The 19115-nt window shown below is 39.3% G+C and carries 11 protein-coding genes; 8 read left to right on the top strand and 3 right to left on the bottom strand.

Translation table 11 applies throughout. The annotated features are described in order from the left end of the window. Positions 1-155 precede the first annotated feature (155 nt). Both MusilaSJ_RS25620 and MusilaSJ_RS25625 read right to left on the bottom strand, forming a co-directional pair. Positions 156-989, bottom strand: coding sequence for a DUF4249 domain-containing protein (locus MusilaSJ_RS25620; protein WP_274987596.1), 834 nt, complete (start codon positions 987-989; stop codon positions 156-158). A gap of 32 nt (positions 990-1021) precedes the next feature. Next, positions 1022-3397 carry a TonB-dependent receptor gene (locus tag MusilaSJ_RS25625; protein ID WP_274987597.1) on the bottom strand — a complete coding sequence of 792 codons (2376 nt, stop codon included), beginning with the start codon at positions 3395-3397 and terminating at the stop codon, positions 1022-1024. A 478-nt stretch (positions 3398-3875) separates the two neighbouring features. Here MusilaSJ_RS25625 and MusilaSJ_RS25630 point away from each other — a divergent pair, with 478 nt between their 5' ends. Both MusilaSJ_RS25630 and MusilaSJ_RS25635 read left to right on the top strand, forming a co-directional pair. Continuing rightward, positions 3876-4922: a sensor histidine kinase gene (locus tag MusilaSJ_RS25630; RefSeq protein ID WP_274987598.1), complete on the top strand. Its 1047-nt coding sequence runs from the start codon at positions 3876-3878 to the stop codon at positions 4920-4922. 1 nt (position 4923) lies between these two features. Beyond that, positions 4924-5646, top strand: coding sequence for a LytR/AlgR family response regulator transcription factor (locus MusilaSJ_RS25635; protein ID WP_274987599.1), 723 nt, complete (start codon positions 4924-4926; stop codon positions 5644-5646). 106 nt (positions 5647-5752) lie between these two features. On the opposite strand, the gene MusilaSJ_RS25640 is transcribed toward MusilaSJ_RS25635, so the two are convergent. Further along, positions 5753-6424, bottom strand: a complete 672-nt coding sequence (locus MusilaSJ_RS25640; RefSeq protein WP_274987600.1) for an NUMOD4 domain-containing protein — start codon at positions 6422-6424, stop codon at positions 5753-5755. Positions 6425-7311: 887 nt separating this feature from the next. Here MusilaSJ_RS25640 and MusilaSJ_RS25645 point away from each other — a divergent pair. From MusilaSJ_RS25645 to MusilaSJ_RS25670, 6 genes are all read left to right on the top strand, one after another. Further along, positions 7312-8130, top strand: a complete 819-nt coding sequence (locus MusilaSJ_RS25645) for a hypothetical protein (RefSeq protein ID WP_274987601.1) — start codon at positions 7312-7314, stop codon at positions 8128-8130. After that, the gene (locus tag MusilaSJ_RS25650; protein ID WP_274987602.1) at positions 8127-8861 is read left to right on the top strand and encodes a hypothetical protein; all 735 of its coding nucleotides are present in this window, start codon (positions 8127-8129) and stop codon (positions 8859-8861) included. Before MusilaSJ_RS25645 ends, MusilaSJ_RS25650 begins: the two co-directional genes overlap by 4 nt. A gap of 13 nt (positions 8862-8874) precedes the next feature. Next, on the top strand, positions 8875-12717 hold the full coding sequence (locus MusilaSJ_RS25655) for a hypothetical protein (protein WP_274987603.1): 3843 nt from the start codon (positions 8875-8877) through the stop codon (positions 12715-12717). Positions 12718-12802: 85 nt separating this feature from the next. Further along, on the top strand, positions 12803-16537 hold the full coding sequence (locus MusilaSJ_RS25660; RefSeq protein WP_274987604.1) for a DUF6443 domain-containing protein: 3735 nt from the start codon (positions 12803-12805) through the stop codon (positions 16535-16537). Between the two features lie 4 nt (positions 16538-16541). Continuing rightward, entirely contained in the window at positions 16542-17393 is an 852-nt protein-coding gene (locus tag MusilaSJ_RS25665) for an ankyrin repeat domain-containing protein (RefSeq protein ID WP_274987605.1), read from the top strand. Positions 17394-17509: 116 nt separating this feature from the next. After that, on the top strand, positions 17510-18004 hold the full coding sequence (locus MusilaSJ_RS25670) for an HI_0983 family protein (protein WP_274987606.1): 495 nt from the start codon (positions 17510-17512) through the stop codon (positions 18002-18004). Positions 18005-19115: the final 1111 nt, after the last annotated feature.

The following is a 19115-nucleotide window of genomic DNA, read 5'->3' on the forward strand; positions in this document are numbered from 1 at the left end:
GGCAATATTTGCCTTTAGGTATATAGAATGAATTACGCACAAAAATATTTGTCTATATGCTTTATGGCATCGCTTAAATTGCACCACAATATGAGGTAATCAGACTTTTAATACAGCGAATGGTTTTTGTTTTTTATTCCACGCACAAAACTTAATTACTTAATCGTATAGCTTTTAGTAGCTACTTCTGCCAGCCTGAAATAGCCAAAAGCGTAATTGTTGTCATTGGTCTGATTGATAATATTACCCCGGACTGCACTTGGTGTTGTAGGGAAAGGGTTGCCATCATTGCCGGTAGCCAATATTAATTTGAACATGTAATTGTAATAGCTTTTTGAAATTCCGTACAGTTTAAAGTCTACCTGGTCCCCAGGTTTTAACTTTTCATGCGAAAAGGACTCCTGCATTAAATTACCATTCGTGTGTTCATCATCTTCAACTTCAAGTTCGGGGAACGGCGAGTGCGGCTGGGTAATACTGTTTAGATAAGAATTTGCCTGACTTGCATCATCCTTATAGTAAAATGTTACTTCGATTTCATCACCCATTTCACCCCCTTTGTCCTTCTGATCAATATTATCTTCAATTTTTGGAACAGGGGTAAATGTTTCTGATGCCGTATAGGTTTCGCCGTTTATTACAATTTTTAAGTTGTAAGTCTGGCCGATAACAGGTAGGAAATTATGACAAACATATTGCCCCGTTCCGGGAGTTTCTACAAAATTAAAAACCGTGTTAGACGCGTTTGTTACCGTAATTACTGCTCCTGAAACGCTTGGAAAATCGGAGCTGTAATAACCTGTTGTTGTCGACAATACGATCTTTTGTTCATTGCCTGCTGTATTTTTAACCCAATCAATAGACGCATCTATAACCAATCTTGGTGGTGCTGTTTTAAGAGGCACATTAATAGCTTTCTCGCATCCTGTCACAAACAGTCCAAAGGATAATCCAACAGTTAGAATTATAATTTTTTGTAGTAGTTTCATTTTTTATCTTTTTATAAATAGGTGAGTTGCTTTTAAAATTTTACGTTATAGGTTACGCTCGGAACAATACCAAAAATGGATACTCTTCTTGTCTCGCTTGTTCCCGTATCTTCATTCTGTCTGAAAGCGTACGATGCTGCATTGTTCCTGTTATAAAGATTGTAGATGCTGAAATTCCATTCACCCTGCCATCCTTTTTTCTTGTTAGGTTTAGGCGTATAAGTTGCGGATACATCTAAACGGTGGTACGCAGCTAAAGAATTTCCATTTCTTTCGCCGTAACTCGCCACATTAACGCCCTGATATTGGTATTTTCCATCAGGAAAGGTTGCTGCTTTGCCGCTCTGGAAGGTTAAAATAGCCCCAAAAGACCATTTCGGACTTACAGCATAAGCACCCGTAACTGATAAATTATGCAGTTTGTCATAATTTGCCCGGTACCATTGCCCGTTATTTATACCGGGTTCATCTCCATTTCTGCCTGGCGTTCTTTGTTGCGCTTTAGAAAGCGTATAGGATATCCAGCCCGTCAGCCTCCCTGTATTTTTTTTCAACATCATTTCCAGACCGTACGCTCTTCCTTCTCCGTTTAAAAGCACGCTTTCTACAGCATCGATTCCTAATAAATCTGCGCCGTCAATATAATCTGCCTTGTTTTTTACTTTTTTATAGAAGGTTTCAGTTTCCAAGGAATATTTACCGTCTTTAAAATTGTGAAAGTACCCCAGTGCTACCTGGTCTAAAATTTCCGGTTTAAGGTATTGATCAGAAGGCGCCCATATATCAAGCGGACTTGCAGAAGCAGTATTAGAAATCAGATGAACATATTGGCTCATTCTATTGTAACTGGCCTTGATAGATTGGGCATTGTTTAGCGAATAAGCAATGGCAAGTCTTGGTTCCAGATTATCAAAACTGGCAATCTTTTTATTTTTCGCATAGTATATTGTTCCTGTGGAGGTAGCCTCTTCATAAATATGAAGCTCCTTATTGTACACAACCGGTTGATGATTAGCATAGGTGTACACTTCCTGCGCGCCTAATCTTTGAAAATTACTGTAGCGAAGTCCGTAATTCAGTGATAATTTGTCAGAAAGGTTTTGTTCAGCGCTGATGTAGGCGGCATTTTCAAAAGCATATTTTTTGGCCAACTGGTCCGGATTTACACTTGAAATCATTCCGAACGGCCTGATCGTTCCCGGATTAAAATTGTAGTAAATTGTATTTACACCATAATTTAAGGTCAGGTTATTTGAAACATAATGTTTGAAATCATATTTGAAATTGTAATTTTTAACCTCTGCTTTCCAGTCAAGACCGGCGGATTTTACTTTGATCTGATAATCATAATCACTATAAATGGCTGATGTATTAGAAAAGATCTTATCTGAGAATATATGGTTCCACCTGAGGTTAAAAAGTTTGTTACCATAAGTGTTTATAAAACTGTTATTGAAATTCAGGTTGTCGTTGCCAAAATATCCTGATACAAAAACATTGTTTTTATCGTTGAATTTGTAATTGAACTTGGTGTTCAAGTCGTAGAAATAGGCTGAATTTGGTTCATTCGCCATTTTCAAAAAAAGATGTGCGTATGATCCCCTTCCCGCAACCACGAAAGAACTTTTATCTTTAACGATAGGACCTTCAACAAGCAATCGGCTTGAGACTAATCCAATCCCCGCGTTAACGTGATACTCCTTGTTATTCCCTTCTTTTTGATAAATATCCAGTACTGATGATATACGTCCTCCAAAATTAGCGGGAATTCCTCCTTTGTAAAGTTTTAGATCTTTGATTACATCGGCGTTGAAAACAGAAAAGAATCCGAATAAATGCGAGGTATTGTATACAACAGCTTCATCAAGCAGTACCAAATTTCCATCAACAGAACCTCCCCTGACATTAAATCCCGACGCACCTTCCTGAGCATTGGTAACCCCCGGGAGTTGTAAGATCGATTTTAGGACATCTACTTCACCCAAAACGGCCGGCATCTTTTTTATCGTGGCAATAGATAGTTTATTGGTGCTCATTTCAGGTTTTCGGATGCTTGCTTGTGCTGTATTGGATTTAATTACAACTTCACCCAATGTCTTAGTACTTTCTATCATTCCAAAGTTCCTCTTTGTGTTTTCGGCCAGCCTGATAGTTTCTTCTATATTATCAAAACCCATGTGGCTTATGATAACGGTGTAAGTCCCTTTTGGCACTGTTGTGGTATAAAATCCGTAAGAATTGGTAGTGACGCCGACTTTCGCTTCCAGAATGTAAATGGTTGCGCCAATTAGTGTTTCGGTATTGGACTTATTAGATATTGTGCCCCTAAGGGTAACTTTTTCCTGCGCATAGGCATGGCCTGCAAAGGCAAAAAAGAGTATTAGCAAGGATAGTATTCCGCTTTTCATTTATTAATGTTTAGAGTTAAATGTTATGATTTTCGGCTAAACTAAATTTTTGCAGACCTCGCATATTTAATATATACGAAACGCGTTTCTTTATATATTAAAGAAGCTTTCACATATAGTAAAATAAATGCGCACTAAGACTTCAACGAAAGAAGCAATACGGGAAGACTAACATCGTAATCCAATACCGCATGTAGTTTTGCAGCAACTTTAGCGGTTTGGGAAACGCCCCGCGAGGTATATCCAGACAAAACGGATGATGCGCACATGCATTTGGCAAATATTTCGCTTAAACTCAGAACTCTCCTCCCAGCGAAACTTGCCTGCTAAGCAGATGATCAGTTGATATGTTCTTATTCAAACCTTAAAAAAGGTATATCATCTTTAAATCTTATTTTGGTATATAATTAATGGGCTTTTGTATAGTAATTTTTTTTATTTCTGACGTATCGCTTCATTTGCTCTAAATTTTAAGCTTATGGGTAAACCTTTACATAATAAAACTATGGATACCAATTGGATGCTTCAGTTGATCATTTCAGAAAAATATCGATTTCAACGTCATTTGTTTGTACTTGCATTTTGTATCGTTGTTTTGTATTACAGCCCGGCAGACTATGTAGAACCTTTCGAAAGCTACAATCGGCTGGTTATTTTTTTCCAGATAATTTTGTTGGCCTACAGCAATATGTATTTTTTTGTGCCTAAACTTTTATTCAAAAAAAGATACCTGAGTTATGGTCTTTCTGTGCTTTTAGGCATTATCCTTTCGTTCTACATTCATGAGTTTTTTGCTTATTATTTTAAGGCTGATTCACTGCCTTACCAGGATGACAGTATTAATTTTTTTACCTTTTCCTTTATGATCATGATGCTTATTGTTGCATCGGCAGCAGTTAAAATATTCCAGCAGTGGATCTCTGATGCTCAACTGATCTATGAACTGGAACTGGCAAAAACTAATGCTGAACTGGAACAGCTCAAGAACCAGATCAATCCGCATTTCCTTTTTAATATGCTCAATAATGCCAATGTTTTAATTGAAGATGATCCTAAAAAAGCTTCACAGGTTTTGATGAAATTAAGTGACCTGTTGCGCTATCAGCTTTATGACAGCTCAAGAGATAAGGTTTTATTAACAGCAGAGATCCATTTTTTAGAAGATTTTCTGAACCTGGAAAAAGTCAGACGTGACAACTTTAACTTTTTAATATCTAAAGAAGGTGAACTGAGCGGTGTTCAGGTGTCGCCTTTATTATTTATTTCATTTGTTGAAAATGCTGTTAAACACAATAATGACTCAACGAAATCATCCTATGTTAATTTATTTTTCGATGTTCGCCCGACTGAGGTTTTTTTCAAATGCATAAACTCAAAACCCGCTGTAAAAGCAGTTAATAAATCCGGAGGATTAGGTCTGGACAATATTAAAAGAAGATTAGAACTCCTGTTCCCTTTTTCACATGATTTGAAAATAGAAGACAATTCAGAAACATATTGCGTTACCTTAACTTTAAAATTATAATATGAACTGCATAATAGTAGATGATGAGCCATTGGCAAGAAAAGCAATCGAAAAGATGGTTTATCAGACAGATAATCTTGAAGCTATAGCTTCATTTAACGGAGCCGATGCTACAAGAGATTTTCTGACAAAAAATGCTGTTGATTTAGTATTTCTTGATATCCAAATGCCGGGAGTAAATGGAATTGAATTTGCCAGAAGTATTCCTAAAAAAACTTTAGTGGTGTTTACGACAGCTTTTCATGAATTTGCTTCTGAGAGTTATGAGGTCGACGCCATTGATTATTTAATCAAGCCTATAAAATTAGAACGCTTCCAAAAAGCAGTTGAAAAAGCACAAACCTATTGCAAATTATTCCATACGGATTATATAAACAGTAATATAGAAAACATAAGTGATGATTATATTTTCGTAAGGGCAGAAAGAAGAATTCATAAAGTACATTTTAGTGACATCCTTTTTATCGAGGGGTTAAAAGATTATGTGGTTATTTATTTAGAAAATCAAAAAGTGATTACGCTGATGAACATCAAAACTATTCATGATTTAATTCCAAAAAGTTTCTTTGTCAGAGTTAGCAAATCTTACATCATCAATGTCAATAATATAGATTCAGTGGACAACAATACAGTGTATATTGGAAAAAATGAAATCCCAATTGGAAATATATATAGAGATTTCTTTTTTAATGAATTTGTAACCAAAAAGATTTTGACCAAGTAATACAATCAAAAAAGCATAAACTATTTCAGGCCTAAGATATATCGCTTTAGCTGACTTAGGAACCCCACATTGACCTTACCGCATGTTTTTTGGGAAGATTTCATTTTCATAGATATTTCCAAACAAAACCGTTCCATTGTTTATACATTCCTTTAGCTACCTGGATAATGGCTTTATCTCCCAAATTTACCTGCCTGGATGCTTCCTTAATGCTTGGAAATTTTTTGATTAGGTTTCCTTCCAGATCATATTGTGCAACCGGCTTGCTGGTTGAATAGTTCTTTTTCCAGCCAGACCGGTCAGCTGTTTTAAGATAAGGGAGTACGCGGTCCCTTAGCACGGCCCGCTTTTGCTTTTCACTTTTGGTTACGAGCTTTAGATTGTCCGGGCTATTGTTGTATCCGTTATTATCTACATTAATCACATATAAGCCATTTTTCCTGTAATCCAGGTGCGGGTCAAGAAAGGTTAGATAAATGAGTCTCCGGGTATTGAAATAATATGCCCTGTTTTCGATAGTAAGTGTTACCCGTAGATCGATCATGGGTTCACCCGTCACCAGGTTATTATTTTTATGAATGGATTGACTTAAAATACGGCCTTTTACAAATTGCGTATAAAGCCGGGGATGCCTGATCGTCCGGTCCAGCGATTTTACCCTCCCAAGTGTGGAAGCCTGGTAAGAGCCTTCAAAACGAGGTACATCTTTCCAAACTTCACCGGGCAAATCAGCTAATGATTTATTCAGGTAAATAGTATTGACATCTAAATCTGACATGTTAATTTTTCAAAGTCTTGCAAATTCCGTTAACTGATCTTACATAAAAATAAAGCATAAAGGCGTTTGCTTTGGTAGAATACAATGATAAAGAAAATTGAAAAATCTTCATATGATTCCTGATGCATCTTCAAATACGCTGTATCAACTATTCACAAATAAAATTGATTTCTCTTTTATTGATGCCTTATTTGAGTAAAATTTATCCGTGCCGGTAGCAGGCCAAAATAATTAGCATCTAAACATGTGTGAAACCAAAGCAGAATTGGCATAACAGCTAAGAATGTTATACTCACGCAGTATATAAAGTCGCATATTGAAAATAACTTCCTGATTAATTTTCTCTCACTTTTCGTTTATGATTTTGATTGATATTTAAAAATATTGCCCATAGCTATATTTTCAAATATAATTGTTGTTTTAACATTTTAATAATTAACATTGAATAATAAAAATGCTACTGCATCTGATTTTAAATGGCAGCCAGGCAGTAAGTAATAACAATAAACCTTAAACCTTTATCACAAAGTATATGAAAAAAACTTCTGATTCTTATTTTACTCCTGATCGTTTTTCCGGCGGCGAATTCTCCAAATATCTTTAACTACCGTGTTTCAAATTATCCCTCCTGGCTTGATGTGCCGGAAGAAACAGCCATGAGCTGTAGGTAGTTTTTGCGAAGATCGATGGTGTTTGCTCTTATCCGGTGTATGCCCCAATAACGGCATATGCCTATTATCCCCAATAAGCATGATGAGCATAACAGACCTCTTTAAGGGATGGTTACAAGTAAATAATAATAACAACAAAGTATCAGGGGGTAAGACGAAAACATTTTCAAAACATAGAAAATCATTACCCCGGCCAACAACATTTAAATAACCCTCATGAAAAGATTAACCTTAATCACAATCCTGTTCATTTTTATATCAAACTATCTTTTTGCACAATGGACAACAAGCGGCACCACTATTTACAACAATAATACGGGCAATGTGGGGATTGGAACGACAAGCCCTAAAACCCTTTTAGACGTCGGCAAACCATTGAACCCCGGCGATGTAAGCGCCGTTTGGGCACGGCTGTCGGAGGGTAATACTACAGGCGGAGGTACGTATCTCGGTACCGTAGGCTATAACACGCAGCCGGGCGGAACGATCACCGATTTGACGGATGTGAAAAGCTTTGCGATTGAGCACAGCTTTTACGGATCGACGAACAGCTCTATTAACTTTTTGAGAGGTGTAGGTATGATTGGAGGAAGCATTTCTTTCAATACTAACGACAATACTGAAAAGATGAGAATTTTATATAATGGGAATGTGGGTATTGGCATAACTCATCCACAAAATAAACTGGATGTGAACGGAACTATTCATGCAAAGTCTGTAAAGGTTGACTTGAATGGCTGGGCGGATTACGTGTTTAAGAAGGATTATCAGCTGCCATCATTAAGCAGCGTGAAAAGCTACATCGACCAAAACCACCATTTACCAGAGATTCCTTCAGAACAGGAAATGGTTAAGAATGGGCTTGATGTGAGTGAGATGAACAAGCTGTTAATGAAGAAAGTGGAAGAACTGACCCTCTACCTGATCGAAAAAGATCAGCAGGACGAGGAAAAGGACAAGGTCTTGGAAAACATGCAGAAACGAATCGCGCAGCTTGAAAAAAGCAACTCAAAATATAAAACACACAGAAAATGAAAAAAACTTTATTATCACTATCATTTTTATTCGCTACATCAATCGTAGCCCATGCCCAATGGACTACCAATGGTACGGTAACAACGACCACGAATTCAGTTGCGATTGGCACTTCGACAGCCCCCGTTTCTGTATTCCAGGTTAATAGTGGCCCTTATAAATTTTCTGCTGGTAGTGCTCCACAGGGTGACCTAAATTATGGTACCTCGTACATTGGCTTCAATGCTGCGAGAATAGGAACTGCAGGATCCGCAAACTGGACAATTGAAGGGGACGGGTCACATAATGGCGGTGGAGTAATCTATACAGATATTTCAGGGAATATTTATTTAGTACCGCTCGTATCAACCGGAACTGGCTCAAGAACACTCACCGATCTCCAGATTAAGAGTGCGATTGCATTTAAGGTTGCCAACAACGGAGCTGTCTATGCAAAAGCGGTATCTGTGCAGACAACGGGCTGGCCGGATTACGTGTTCAAAAAAGACTATGAACTACCGCCGTTAAGTGAACTAAAGAACTATGTCGACCAAAACCAGCACCTGCCGGGAATACCATCAGCTGAGGAAATCGCCCAAAACGGGCAAAACCTGGGGGAGATGAACCGGCTGCTGCTCAAGAAAGTCGAAGAGCTGACTTTGTACCTGATCGAGAAAGATAAACAGGATAAAGAGCTAAGAGAACAGCTTGGTGAATTAAAAAAGCAAATGCAATTATTAAAAAAACGATAGTCGATTCCTTATCATGAAAAAAAGTTATTTGATCCTTGCAATGCTGTTTGCCGGTTATCGAGCTTCTGCACAAAATCCCAAAGTCACGCCGGTATCTCCTGAAGCATCCGCATTAGCGAAAATGGTTAACTATCCTGTTAATTTAAACACGGGTATTCCAGATATTTCTATTCCGCTTTATAAAATAGAAAGTGGCGGTTTAACATTGCCAATAACACTGAACTATCACTCCGGAGGTTTTAAAATCAATGAACGCTCTACAAACGTTGGTTTGGGCTGGTCCCTAAGCTGCGATCTGCAAATTACAAGGGCCATAAATGGACTTGATGACATTCTGGGTACATCAACCGGTGGCGTTGGTTATATAGCCAATACAAAAATGAAAATTGGGCCAAGTCCCAATTATGCAGGTGATCCTTCAATCGCTTATCCTTTAAATGATGGCAGTCGTAGCGCCTACGACTTAGCCGCTGGTCTTGTAGATGGTATGCCTGATAAGTTTAATTACAGATTACTCAACAAGTCAGGATCGTTTTATTTTCAAAAAGATCAATCTGGAAGCGGATATACGATAGTGCCGGTACCTTTCGACAATTTAAAAATAAGCTATGACAGTACCAACGGCGGTTTTATTATTATTGATACAGACGGAACAAGCTATACTTTTGGCGGTTCAGCGGCGAGGGAATATTCAACTGCTGCTGATAATAATGTTACCGCCTGGAAATGTACCCAGATCGCAAACCCTACTAATACGGAGGTTATTTCATTTACCTACCAAAGTAAGTCGGCATTGAGGAATGTTATCGCCCAGGACCGGATAGAGTATATCAACAATGAAAACCCTTGTTCTTTGAGAGGTAATGGATTTGATACACAATATATTCGCGCTGGTCAGGTAAGCCCTTCGATAGCAACTTATGAAGCTTTAACTACACAATACCCATCTTATCGGCTGTCATCTCCCAGGTATACCGAGTATTTTGGATACCGGCCTGTGCAAGCGTTATTTCATTTGCCCGACCTGGACGCCCAAAACCAGGTGCTGGATAGAACATTTACTGTTAATCAGGGTAATATAGCTTCAACTTCAACCGCCGCAGGCCTGGCGCTATCCGCAATCTCATTCAGGGGTGGCAATGTTACTTTTTCAGGTGCTGATCAACTATATTCAATTAGCATAAACGATGGAAATTCGGAAATAAGATCTTTCTCTTTTTTTCAGTCAAACGCTTTGCCGGTTAGCATTAACGGAGCAAGAACTGTGAACGGTGATAGTTTTACCGGCACTTACTATCTGGATTCTATTCAGGTAAAAAGCAACGGGGCTATTTTTGAACGTTATAACTTACAATATAAAGATAAATACTGTTTCGGTAATCACTTATCGGGTAAGGATGCCTGGGGATATCCTAATGATTACACTATCGATAATTCCGCAGCAGCGGATCCTGCAAATTTCTGTAACTCCTGCGACCACACGATCTGGCTACCCGGCGCTGCAACAACTGTTCCGAACCAGCAAATTGTACAAAGGTTTCAAAAAGATATTTATGGGGGCTGTACTAATTCTGTAGATAACGTAACGTTTAAAATAGGTAACATTACAAATACTGAGAAGCCGTCGCTTTCAGGAGCGCAGCACGGGATATTAAAACGGATAGTTTATCCAACCGGTGGTTTTGTCGATTTTGATTTTGAATCCAATAAATATAAACAGTTAACAACGCCCGCTCAGGTGGTTAGGATGGGAGGTGGCCTTCGTGTCAGGTCAATAAATTACTACGACGGGAAGTCTGATTTACCTGTTAGTCAAAAATATTATACTTATGGTGATTATGAAGACGGCATTGGCCTACTGTTAAACTTACCGAGCCGGAACTTTATTGATTCAAAATTTGAATATGATCCATATTCATACAGCCAGACAATCTCTTACCTCTCAGGTCCTGGTTCTGCAAATTTGGGACAGGATTTTGCGCCGGTACCCATAGATTGCACTAGTATCGATTGTATGACCTTGCGATTTTCGGAAAAGAAAACCACTTATCTTCCCGCATCTTCTTTAGACAATACTTATTCAACAGGAGCCCCCATATATTATACTAAAGTAACAGAATACAATAGCGACCTGGGTATAAAAACAGGTAAAAAGGTATCTGTTTTTTATAAACCGGATGCTTTTTCGCCTTATACCTATGGCCCCCAAAGTAAAGTTATAGGTACCAATATCGATGTGCTGCAAACCGACGGGTTAATGGGTGAATTAAAGTATATAAAAGATTATAAATATGAAAATGGAAAGTACCTTCCGCTGCATAGCAAAGAATATACATTTACAAAATATAGCCGTGATCAGATCAGGGTTGCTTACTCTTATTTTAATGTAATTTACCAGGTTTTGGGAGGGAATTATCAGGGAACTCCTAGTGATTTTTATCACAGCGGATATACTAACTATTATTCGAACAGCGAATTTATAACCGGCCAGTACGGAATACAAGTTGGCAGACTCCTGCTGTCTACAGAAACGGAAAAGTGGTATAGAAACTCGGATAGTACTTCTGTGGTTACTCAATATAGCTACGATGGGAACGGGCATATGCAGCCATCGGGGATCGTAACTACCAATAGCAAAGGCCAGCAGTTATCCAAATCGATCAAATATGCTTACGATTTTGTTGATCCGGTATACGTTCAGATGACGACAAATAATATGATTAGTCTGCCAATAGAAGAAATTTTATCCAATACGACCTTAAACAAAGAGATATCGCGGACCAAAACAAATTATGGTTCAATAGCCATCCCGTCGGGGCCGACCTTTATAGGGCCGCTTATCACAGAAAAGTCTGAAGGGGGCAATGCATTGTATACCGTGGCCACTTATGACAAATATGATCTGTACGCTAATATCTTACAAGTTACAGGTATAGATAAGCAACCGATATCTTATTTATGGGGTTATAGTAGTAAATATCCGATTGCTGAAGTTAAAGGAACCACTTATGCCAATGTCGTTAACGCTGTAAATGCTACCAGTGTTAGCATAAGCACCCTGTTAAGTACTACCGATGAAACCCAATTGAGGAATACTATGAATTCGCTTAGAACAAGCTTGCCCAATACGCTCATAAACTCCTTTACTCATAAACCCCTGACAGGTATATCAAGCCAGACCGACCCTGCCGGGGTAATCAGTTACTATGAGTACGATCCATTTGGTCGTTTAAGGCTCGTCCGGGATCAAAGCAATAATATCATAAGAAAACTAGATTATAAAATGCTTAACTCATCCTCATCATGGGCCAGTACCGCATTGTACGCCAATTATCCTATGATGGAAACCTACTACGGCACCTTATATGATGGCACAGCAGCTTCGCTTACCACTAATAAACTCTACAATTTAATATCGCCGGGGGGGAAATACACAACATATGATGCCTTCGGAGCAAATAACCTCGCCCGTGGAGGCAGCGTACTGGATTCCTTAAGTGTTTCTGTTTCACCTGCTAATTTAGCGAATATATCTATGACAAACTGGTCTCCGTCTGATCTGCCGGATCCGGGTTATGTACACCTTGACTTAATACAAAACGGGTCGGTTGTCTTTAGCAAAACATTCCCCCGAGACAGCAATAATAACGCTACCCATACTATAACATTTACCGTTCAAGCGGGGCAATACCAGGTAAGTTTAAGGCAGGAAAGCAACTTTCCGGGAGCCGTTTTGACATACCGTTTTGATAACGGGAGCGGAACACCTACAATTTTTTTAAATACAGCAGACACGATTAATCTCGTCTCCGGGCAGTCATACAACCTGATGCTGTATAACAACTACCCCCATTAAAATAGCAGTAAAGTCAATAATGAAAAACGTATTGATTGCAAGAAAAGGAATCTATGATCAACCTATCACTTTTAAAACTTTAATAATGATACGATATAAAAGAGCCTTAAAAAGGGTGATATTCGCTTTTGGCCTCGCGCTATCAGTTTTATCACTTAAGGCGCAAACATATGTAACAGCGCCTATGACTGGAACACCTGTCGCGGGTTCTTATTATAGTAACAGCAGCATTATATTGAACCCAACCTTCAGCTTTACGGCAGCGGCTGGCAGTAGCTTGAACCTGTATATTGTGAACCCCGATTGTGTGCCTCAAAATATTGCGCCAAGTACCGGTCAAAACTACATCATAACCTCAGTGCCCCGTAATGGAGGATTTATTAATGCCGGAACAGGTATTAATACAGGTGATTTTGCCAATCGCACTACCTGCGATCTGATGCAAACCATTCAATATTTTGACGGGCTGGGCAGGCCATCGCAAACTATTCAACTAAAAGGCTCGCCTTTAGATAAAGATATAGTCCAACCTTTTGCTTATGACGCCTATGGGAGGGAAGCTATAAAATATTTGCCTTATGCGTCGCCGACGGCTGATGGTAGCTACAAGACAGCAGCTATCAGTTCAGAATTAGGAAATTTTTATTATCCTGCGGGCAGTTCAGCAGCGTCAGGAGCTCAACAGGGTAATGCTATTGTTTATAATCCTGTACCTAACAGTGTATTTAATTTTGAACAATCACCATTTAATCGTATTATCGAAAAAGGCGCACCCGGCCATGATTGGCAGCCAGGCGCGGGGCATACTTTGAAAGCGGTTTACACTTACAACAATAATAATGCTTTCAGTGGTACTGATACGGCTACAAGCATGTCGGCGGTATTATATAGCGCCATGGTCAACAACGATCAAAGCCGGACACTTGCCGGGGGCAATTATTACCAATCAGGGCAGTTATTCGTAACAATTAACAAGGATGAGAATTGGAAAAGCGGACGCGGAGGAACTATCGAGGAATACAGAGATATTGAAGGCCATACCGTACTTAAACGCACATATAATTTTACAGGAGGGACCTTACAGCAGCTATCTACCTATTACGTTTATGACGATTTGGGTAATCTGGCCTTTGTGCTGCCACCTTTGAGTCAGGCAGACAATATCACCCCTGATCAAACGACGCTGGACAATTTGTGCTACCAATACCGTTATGATGAACGTAACCGTCTTATCAAAAAGAGGAAACCGGGCAAGGGCTGGGAGTTTATAGTATATAATAAACAAGATCAGCTAGTTGCCACCCAGGATTCAGTACAGCGTGGTAAAGCTCCCCAGGAATGGACTGTAACCCGATATGATGCTCAGGGGCGCATTGTAACAACCGGAATTTATAAATATGGAGCGACTGCCAATCAGAATTATTATGCTGATGTAAAAGGCCAGGCTGAAAATGCAGCATTCAGCATTGCGGAAACATACACCGGAAGCGCCTCCAATTACGGCTATAGTAATACCTGTTTTCCGGCCTCCATTAGCCAGGTATTATCCGTTAGTTATTATGATACGTATGGATTTGCGGGAACAAACCCATACCCTTACAGCTCTGGCAGTAACAAGACGAAGGGATTGCCTACCGGTTCACTAACCAATATATTAGGCAGTACGGACATGCTTTGGAAAGTACAGTACTATGATAATAAAGGCCGGGTAGTCAAAGCTTTCCAGCAGCATTATTTCGGCGGTGTACAAAGTGCTTATAATTATGATGAGCTAAGTAGTACCTATAATGACATAACTAATGAGGTGACGGATAGCAAGCGGGAGCATTATACTAAAAATGCAAACAACACAGATAAAGTGAAAGGAATAACGGTAGTAAACAATTATGCGTACGATCACGTGGGCCGTAAAACCCAAACTAAGGAGCAGATAAATGATGGTGCAAATATTGTGTTGAGCCAAAATGCCTATAACGAGGTTGGGCAGTTAAAAGCAAAACGTCTGCACAGTGAAAATAATGGAAGTTCATTTTTGCAGTCTGTCAGCTACAATTATAATGAACGAGGTTGGCTTCGATCTGCAAAAACTGACGGTAATCTCTTTAATTTCGATTTATACTATAATCAGCCCACGGATAATACCTACAGTAAATTTTACAACGGCAATATTGCTGAAATGGTTTATACCAAAACTGGTGCCGCAAATGTCGCCTTTAATTATAGTTATGATCAGTTGAACAGATTAACCAATGCTACTACTACTGGCAGTAGCACATTAGGAGAACAGGTGACTTATGACATAATGGGGAACATCAAAACCCTTATCCGTACAGGGAATTTGCCCGCCTCTCTTGCCTATAACTATTACAATAGCGACAAAAGTAACCAATTGCAGATTGTTAAAAACGCCGGAAATACCTTTAGGAGCTATAGCTATGATGCGAATGGTAATGCCACGAGCGACGGTGAAACCAAACAAATAAGCTATAACCTGTTTAATCTGCCGCAAACGGTTACTCAAAGCGGCGCGCAGTTGACAAGCTATGTATATGATGCTACTGGTACTAAGATCGGCAACCGGAGTAGTAATGGTTACTGGACCTATATTAACGGCATAGTTTACCAAGGCAGTACAGCAGCCAACGGTACAATCCAGTTTATTCAAACAGAAGAAGGGCGTGCGGTACCCAACGGAACCACATGGAGTTACGAATACAATTTGACGGACCACCTGGGGAATGTAAGGTTATCATTTGATAAGAATCCTAGCACTGGAGCTGCCAGGAGAATACAGGAGGATGAATATTACTCCTTTGGTCTAAGAAATACAGGGGGGTATGATCTTTCAAACAATAACCGTTATCTTTATAATGGAAAGGAAGTCCAAACGGATTTGACAAGCCAATATGACTATGGTGCCAGGTTTTACGACCCGGTGATTGGAAGGTGGGGAAGCGTAGATCCGTTGGCTGAGAAAGGGAGGAGATGGTCACCTTATAACTATGCAGCAAATAACCCTGTCAGAAATATTGATCCTGATGGGATGGCTGTTGAAGGTGCTCAAGGATTGATTGATTGGGCAAGAATGCGGGAATCGCAGAATAGCAGAAGCCAATGGCTGGATGATCAGTTTGGCTTTAGCACAAATGAAGCAGACCCTCGCGAAGATCATAGCTTTTATAATAATGCATTGCTTTCAAGAGACGTTTATAGTTCAAGTAAAATAGGAGTATCGGGATTCGGCACTTTCTTTGTCGCAAATGAGGAATTTCCCGATATGAAATTCGAAGACGAAAATACGGGTTTTAAATCGACGTTATATAAGGATTTAGACGGCAAATATGTTTATGCCACAGCCGGTACAGACATGACGAGCTGGAAAGATTGGTCCAACAATGGAGCGCAGGAGATTGCTATGTCCAAACAATATAAAGAATCAGTCGATAATGCACTGGCATTGCAAAAAAAGCTGGGGAATAAGTTGAGTTTTACCGGGCATTCTCTTGGAGGCGGAATGGCAGCACTTAATGCGATGGTAACAGGTCTGCATGCAACAACCTATAATGCCGCTGGGTTGTCACTCGCTACAATATTAAAGTTTGGTGGGCGCCAAGCATTAAAATTTGATTGGAAATCTCATGTCAATGCATTCATCATGTGGACTGATCCGCTTAACTACCTTCAATTCGTTCAACCCTTATTGAGGCAGGCTCAGGGAAAGAGAACGTATTTTACGCCTGTAACATTGAGCGGCTATTATAATGGTCACAGCATTCAGAATTTTATAGACAATTTTATGCATTATTGGAAATATGAATAAAAAAATGATTGCATATATTTTAGTAGGGATTTTGCTTGTCACAGGATGTACAAGTCGTGATTCGTCGGTGGATAAAAGTAAATTGTTGGGAGTGGATTATCGCCTTTTTCAAGAAACACCTGCCTGGGACCTAGCCAAGGCTGTCGAAGACGGTGACACGATTAAAATAAGAAAGGAAATACATGCCCAAAAAGATCTGATTGATTTTAGGGAACCGCGGTTTGGCAGAACATTGCTGATGCTTGCGGTATTAAATATGAACTATCCTTCGGTCAAAACTCTTCTTGAGTTGGGTGCCAACCCCAATTTACAAGACTTTAGCTATGGGGATTCTCCATTAATGGCGGCGACAGCGTTGGAAGCCCCTGCTTCTGGTTCGGATCCGCGCTTCTTGAAACTATTGCTGGAAGAAGGAGGGGATCCAAATGCAATGCAGGACGGCTCAAAGAAGACAAGGCGGTCCCCTCTAATGATCGCCTCCGAAAATTGCAACTTGGACTTTATGAAAATGTTAGTTGATGCAGGGGCAAAAGTCGATACTACTAATGAATATGGATCCAGCCCTTTAGGCTTTGCGGTTACAGCCGCCGGTCTTTACCGCCGCCCTGAGATCGTTCTTTATTTAATCAATAAAGGAGCGAACTTCAAAAAAGTACTTTATAAAACTTCAGATGGTCAGGAGAAATATATTACCGATGCAATGCGATTTTGGCATTTTGAAATAGGGTCCGTGGAATACAAAAAAAAAATGCAGATCGTCAATTTCCTAAAAAAAAATGGCATGGACTATAGAAAAGCCGAAATACCAAAAGAATATTTCGAAAACTATTCCAAAGACTATTTAGAAAAATATTAATAATTAAAATGAATCGATATCACATTATAAGCTGCTTACTATTTGGATTATGTTATTTCCGAGCAGATGGTCAGTCCAACAATAATATCACAAATTATTATAGCATGCCAACGGGCATGAAATTTAACGGTCTGAATTACACGCTTTCCTGGAGTACACACCCCAATAATATTTATTATAAACAGGAGTATGTGGCCGATGGTCAGAAAGCGGAGCATTATAATGACATGCTGGTAATAGATTTTCTGATCACTGAATTGACGGTTAAGGAGGTTGTTGGTACACAATTGAAGGGTCTTTTAGAACGAAAGCAATCGGATAAAATATGTAACTACCAGGTTGTAAAAAATCAGCAAACCGGAGAGTATATTCTCGATTTCATTGTAAGCGAAGGAAGCGATGACCATATAGATATTATTGAGTGGAATGCTTACCGTTATAAATCTTACACGGATAAGAAAGGGCACAAAGGAGTATTGTTGCTGGGAGTAAGTCATCGTTCATACCAAGATGAAAGCAATATCTTCTTAAAGAATTTGAAAAAATACCGATTTGATGTGATCAACAACCTGTCTGTATACGCATTTCCAGAAATTAATATTAATAAATAAATAGTTATTGGCTACTATAAGTGATTGCTTCTATAAGCTCTCTGGTTTGTCTCCCTTATTTATGAGTATTGCTTTGGAAATCCAGGATATTTATTTCTTCCGGGAATTGCAAAAAAGAAAGTAGTTTTGATTACCACATCGTAACATACTTTGAAGACATGAGCTAATTAAGCTCATGCTTTTTTGCATTTACAAGCCAGGGCGATTTATTTCATCCTGGTTTTTTTATATATTTTAATTTTCCTCCGCTGCCGCAAGCCTCTGGCTTGTGGCTCCTTTGCAAAGTATTGCATATGCAAATCCCGGATGTTGATTTCATCCGGAATTTTGTTGTAAATAGGTAAGCCAATATTCTATATATGGTTATGATAATCCGAACCGGCTACGCTCGGCAGTATCCCCCACCCAGGAGCAGCGGTTAGAGATATTAATTTGATACCGGCGGTCAGACCAAGAACACAAAAAGTTATTCAAATGTGTGATAACTGTAAAGTAATATTTAATAAAAAATAATCCCATTGATAATCGCAAGCATGTGATTTAGCGATAAGTAGTTTTTAATAGGCCTGATAGAGTGGTTAGGCCTGTTTGTGTTGACCTTCGGAATCCTAAACAACCGAAAACGGATCAAAACTTGAACTAGGCTTACTCAAGATGCGCTAATTTTCTGATATTCGGGGTGTAGTTATTTTATGACAAAATTTAGCGAAAACAAGGTGTTAACGTATTGGTTGTCAGTAAAAAAATGTTTATATAGAGGTGACTAAATTTGCGCAATCCGTTGCAGATCGGTTATAAAATTGTTCGAAATTTGTACCATCATTGCCCCGCTTTTATAAGGCTCATTTACATAAGTAAATGGGCTTTTTTGTGTGCCAGGCACGTGTGTCATCTATAGGGTGCAAGTCCCGAAGACGCATTACAGTGGGAAGTCTTAGCTTAAGGCAAGGAGAAAGTGTGTGAACACAAATCTGAAGGAAGCCAGCGGCAAAAGTTCGAGCCTACGAACAGAAACTGCATATCAGGCGGGATAGTATGGGTGATGCTGCAAAAGAAGCAAAAGCCCGACACTGTACAGGATACTATAACGTAAATGCAGAGGCTACATGAA

The organism is Mucilaginibacter sp. SJ (assembly GCF_028993635.1).
Lineage (GTDB): Bacteria > Bacteroidota > Bacteroidia > Sphingobacteriales > Sphingobacteriaceae > Mucilaginibacter.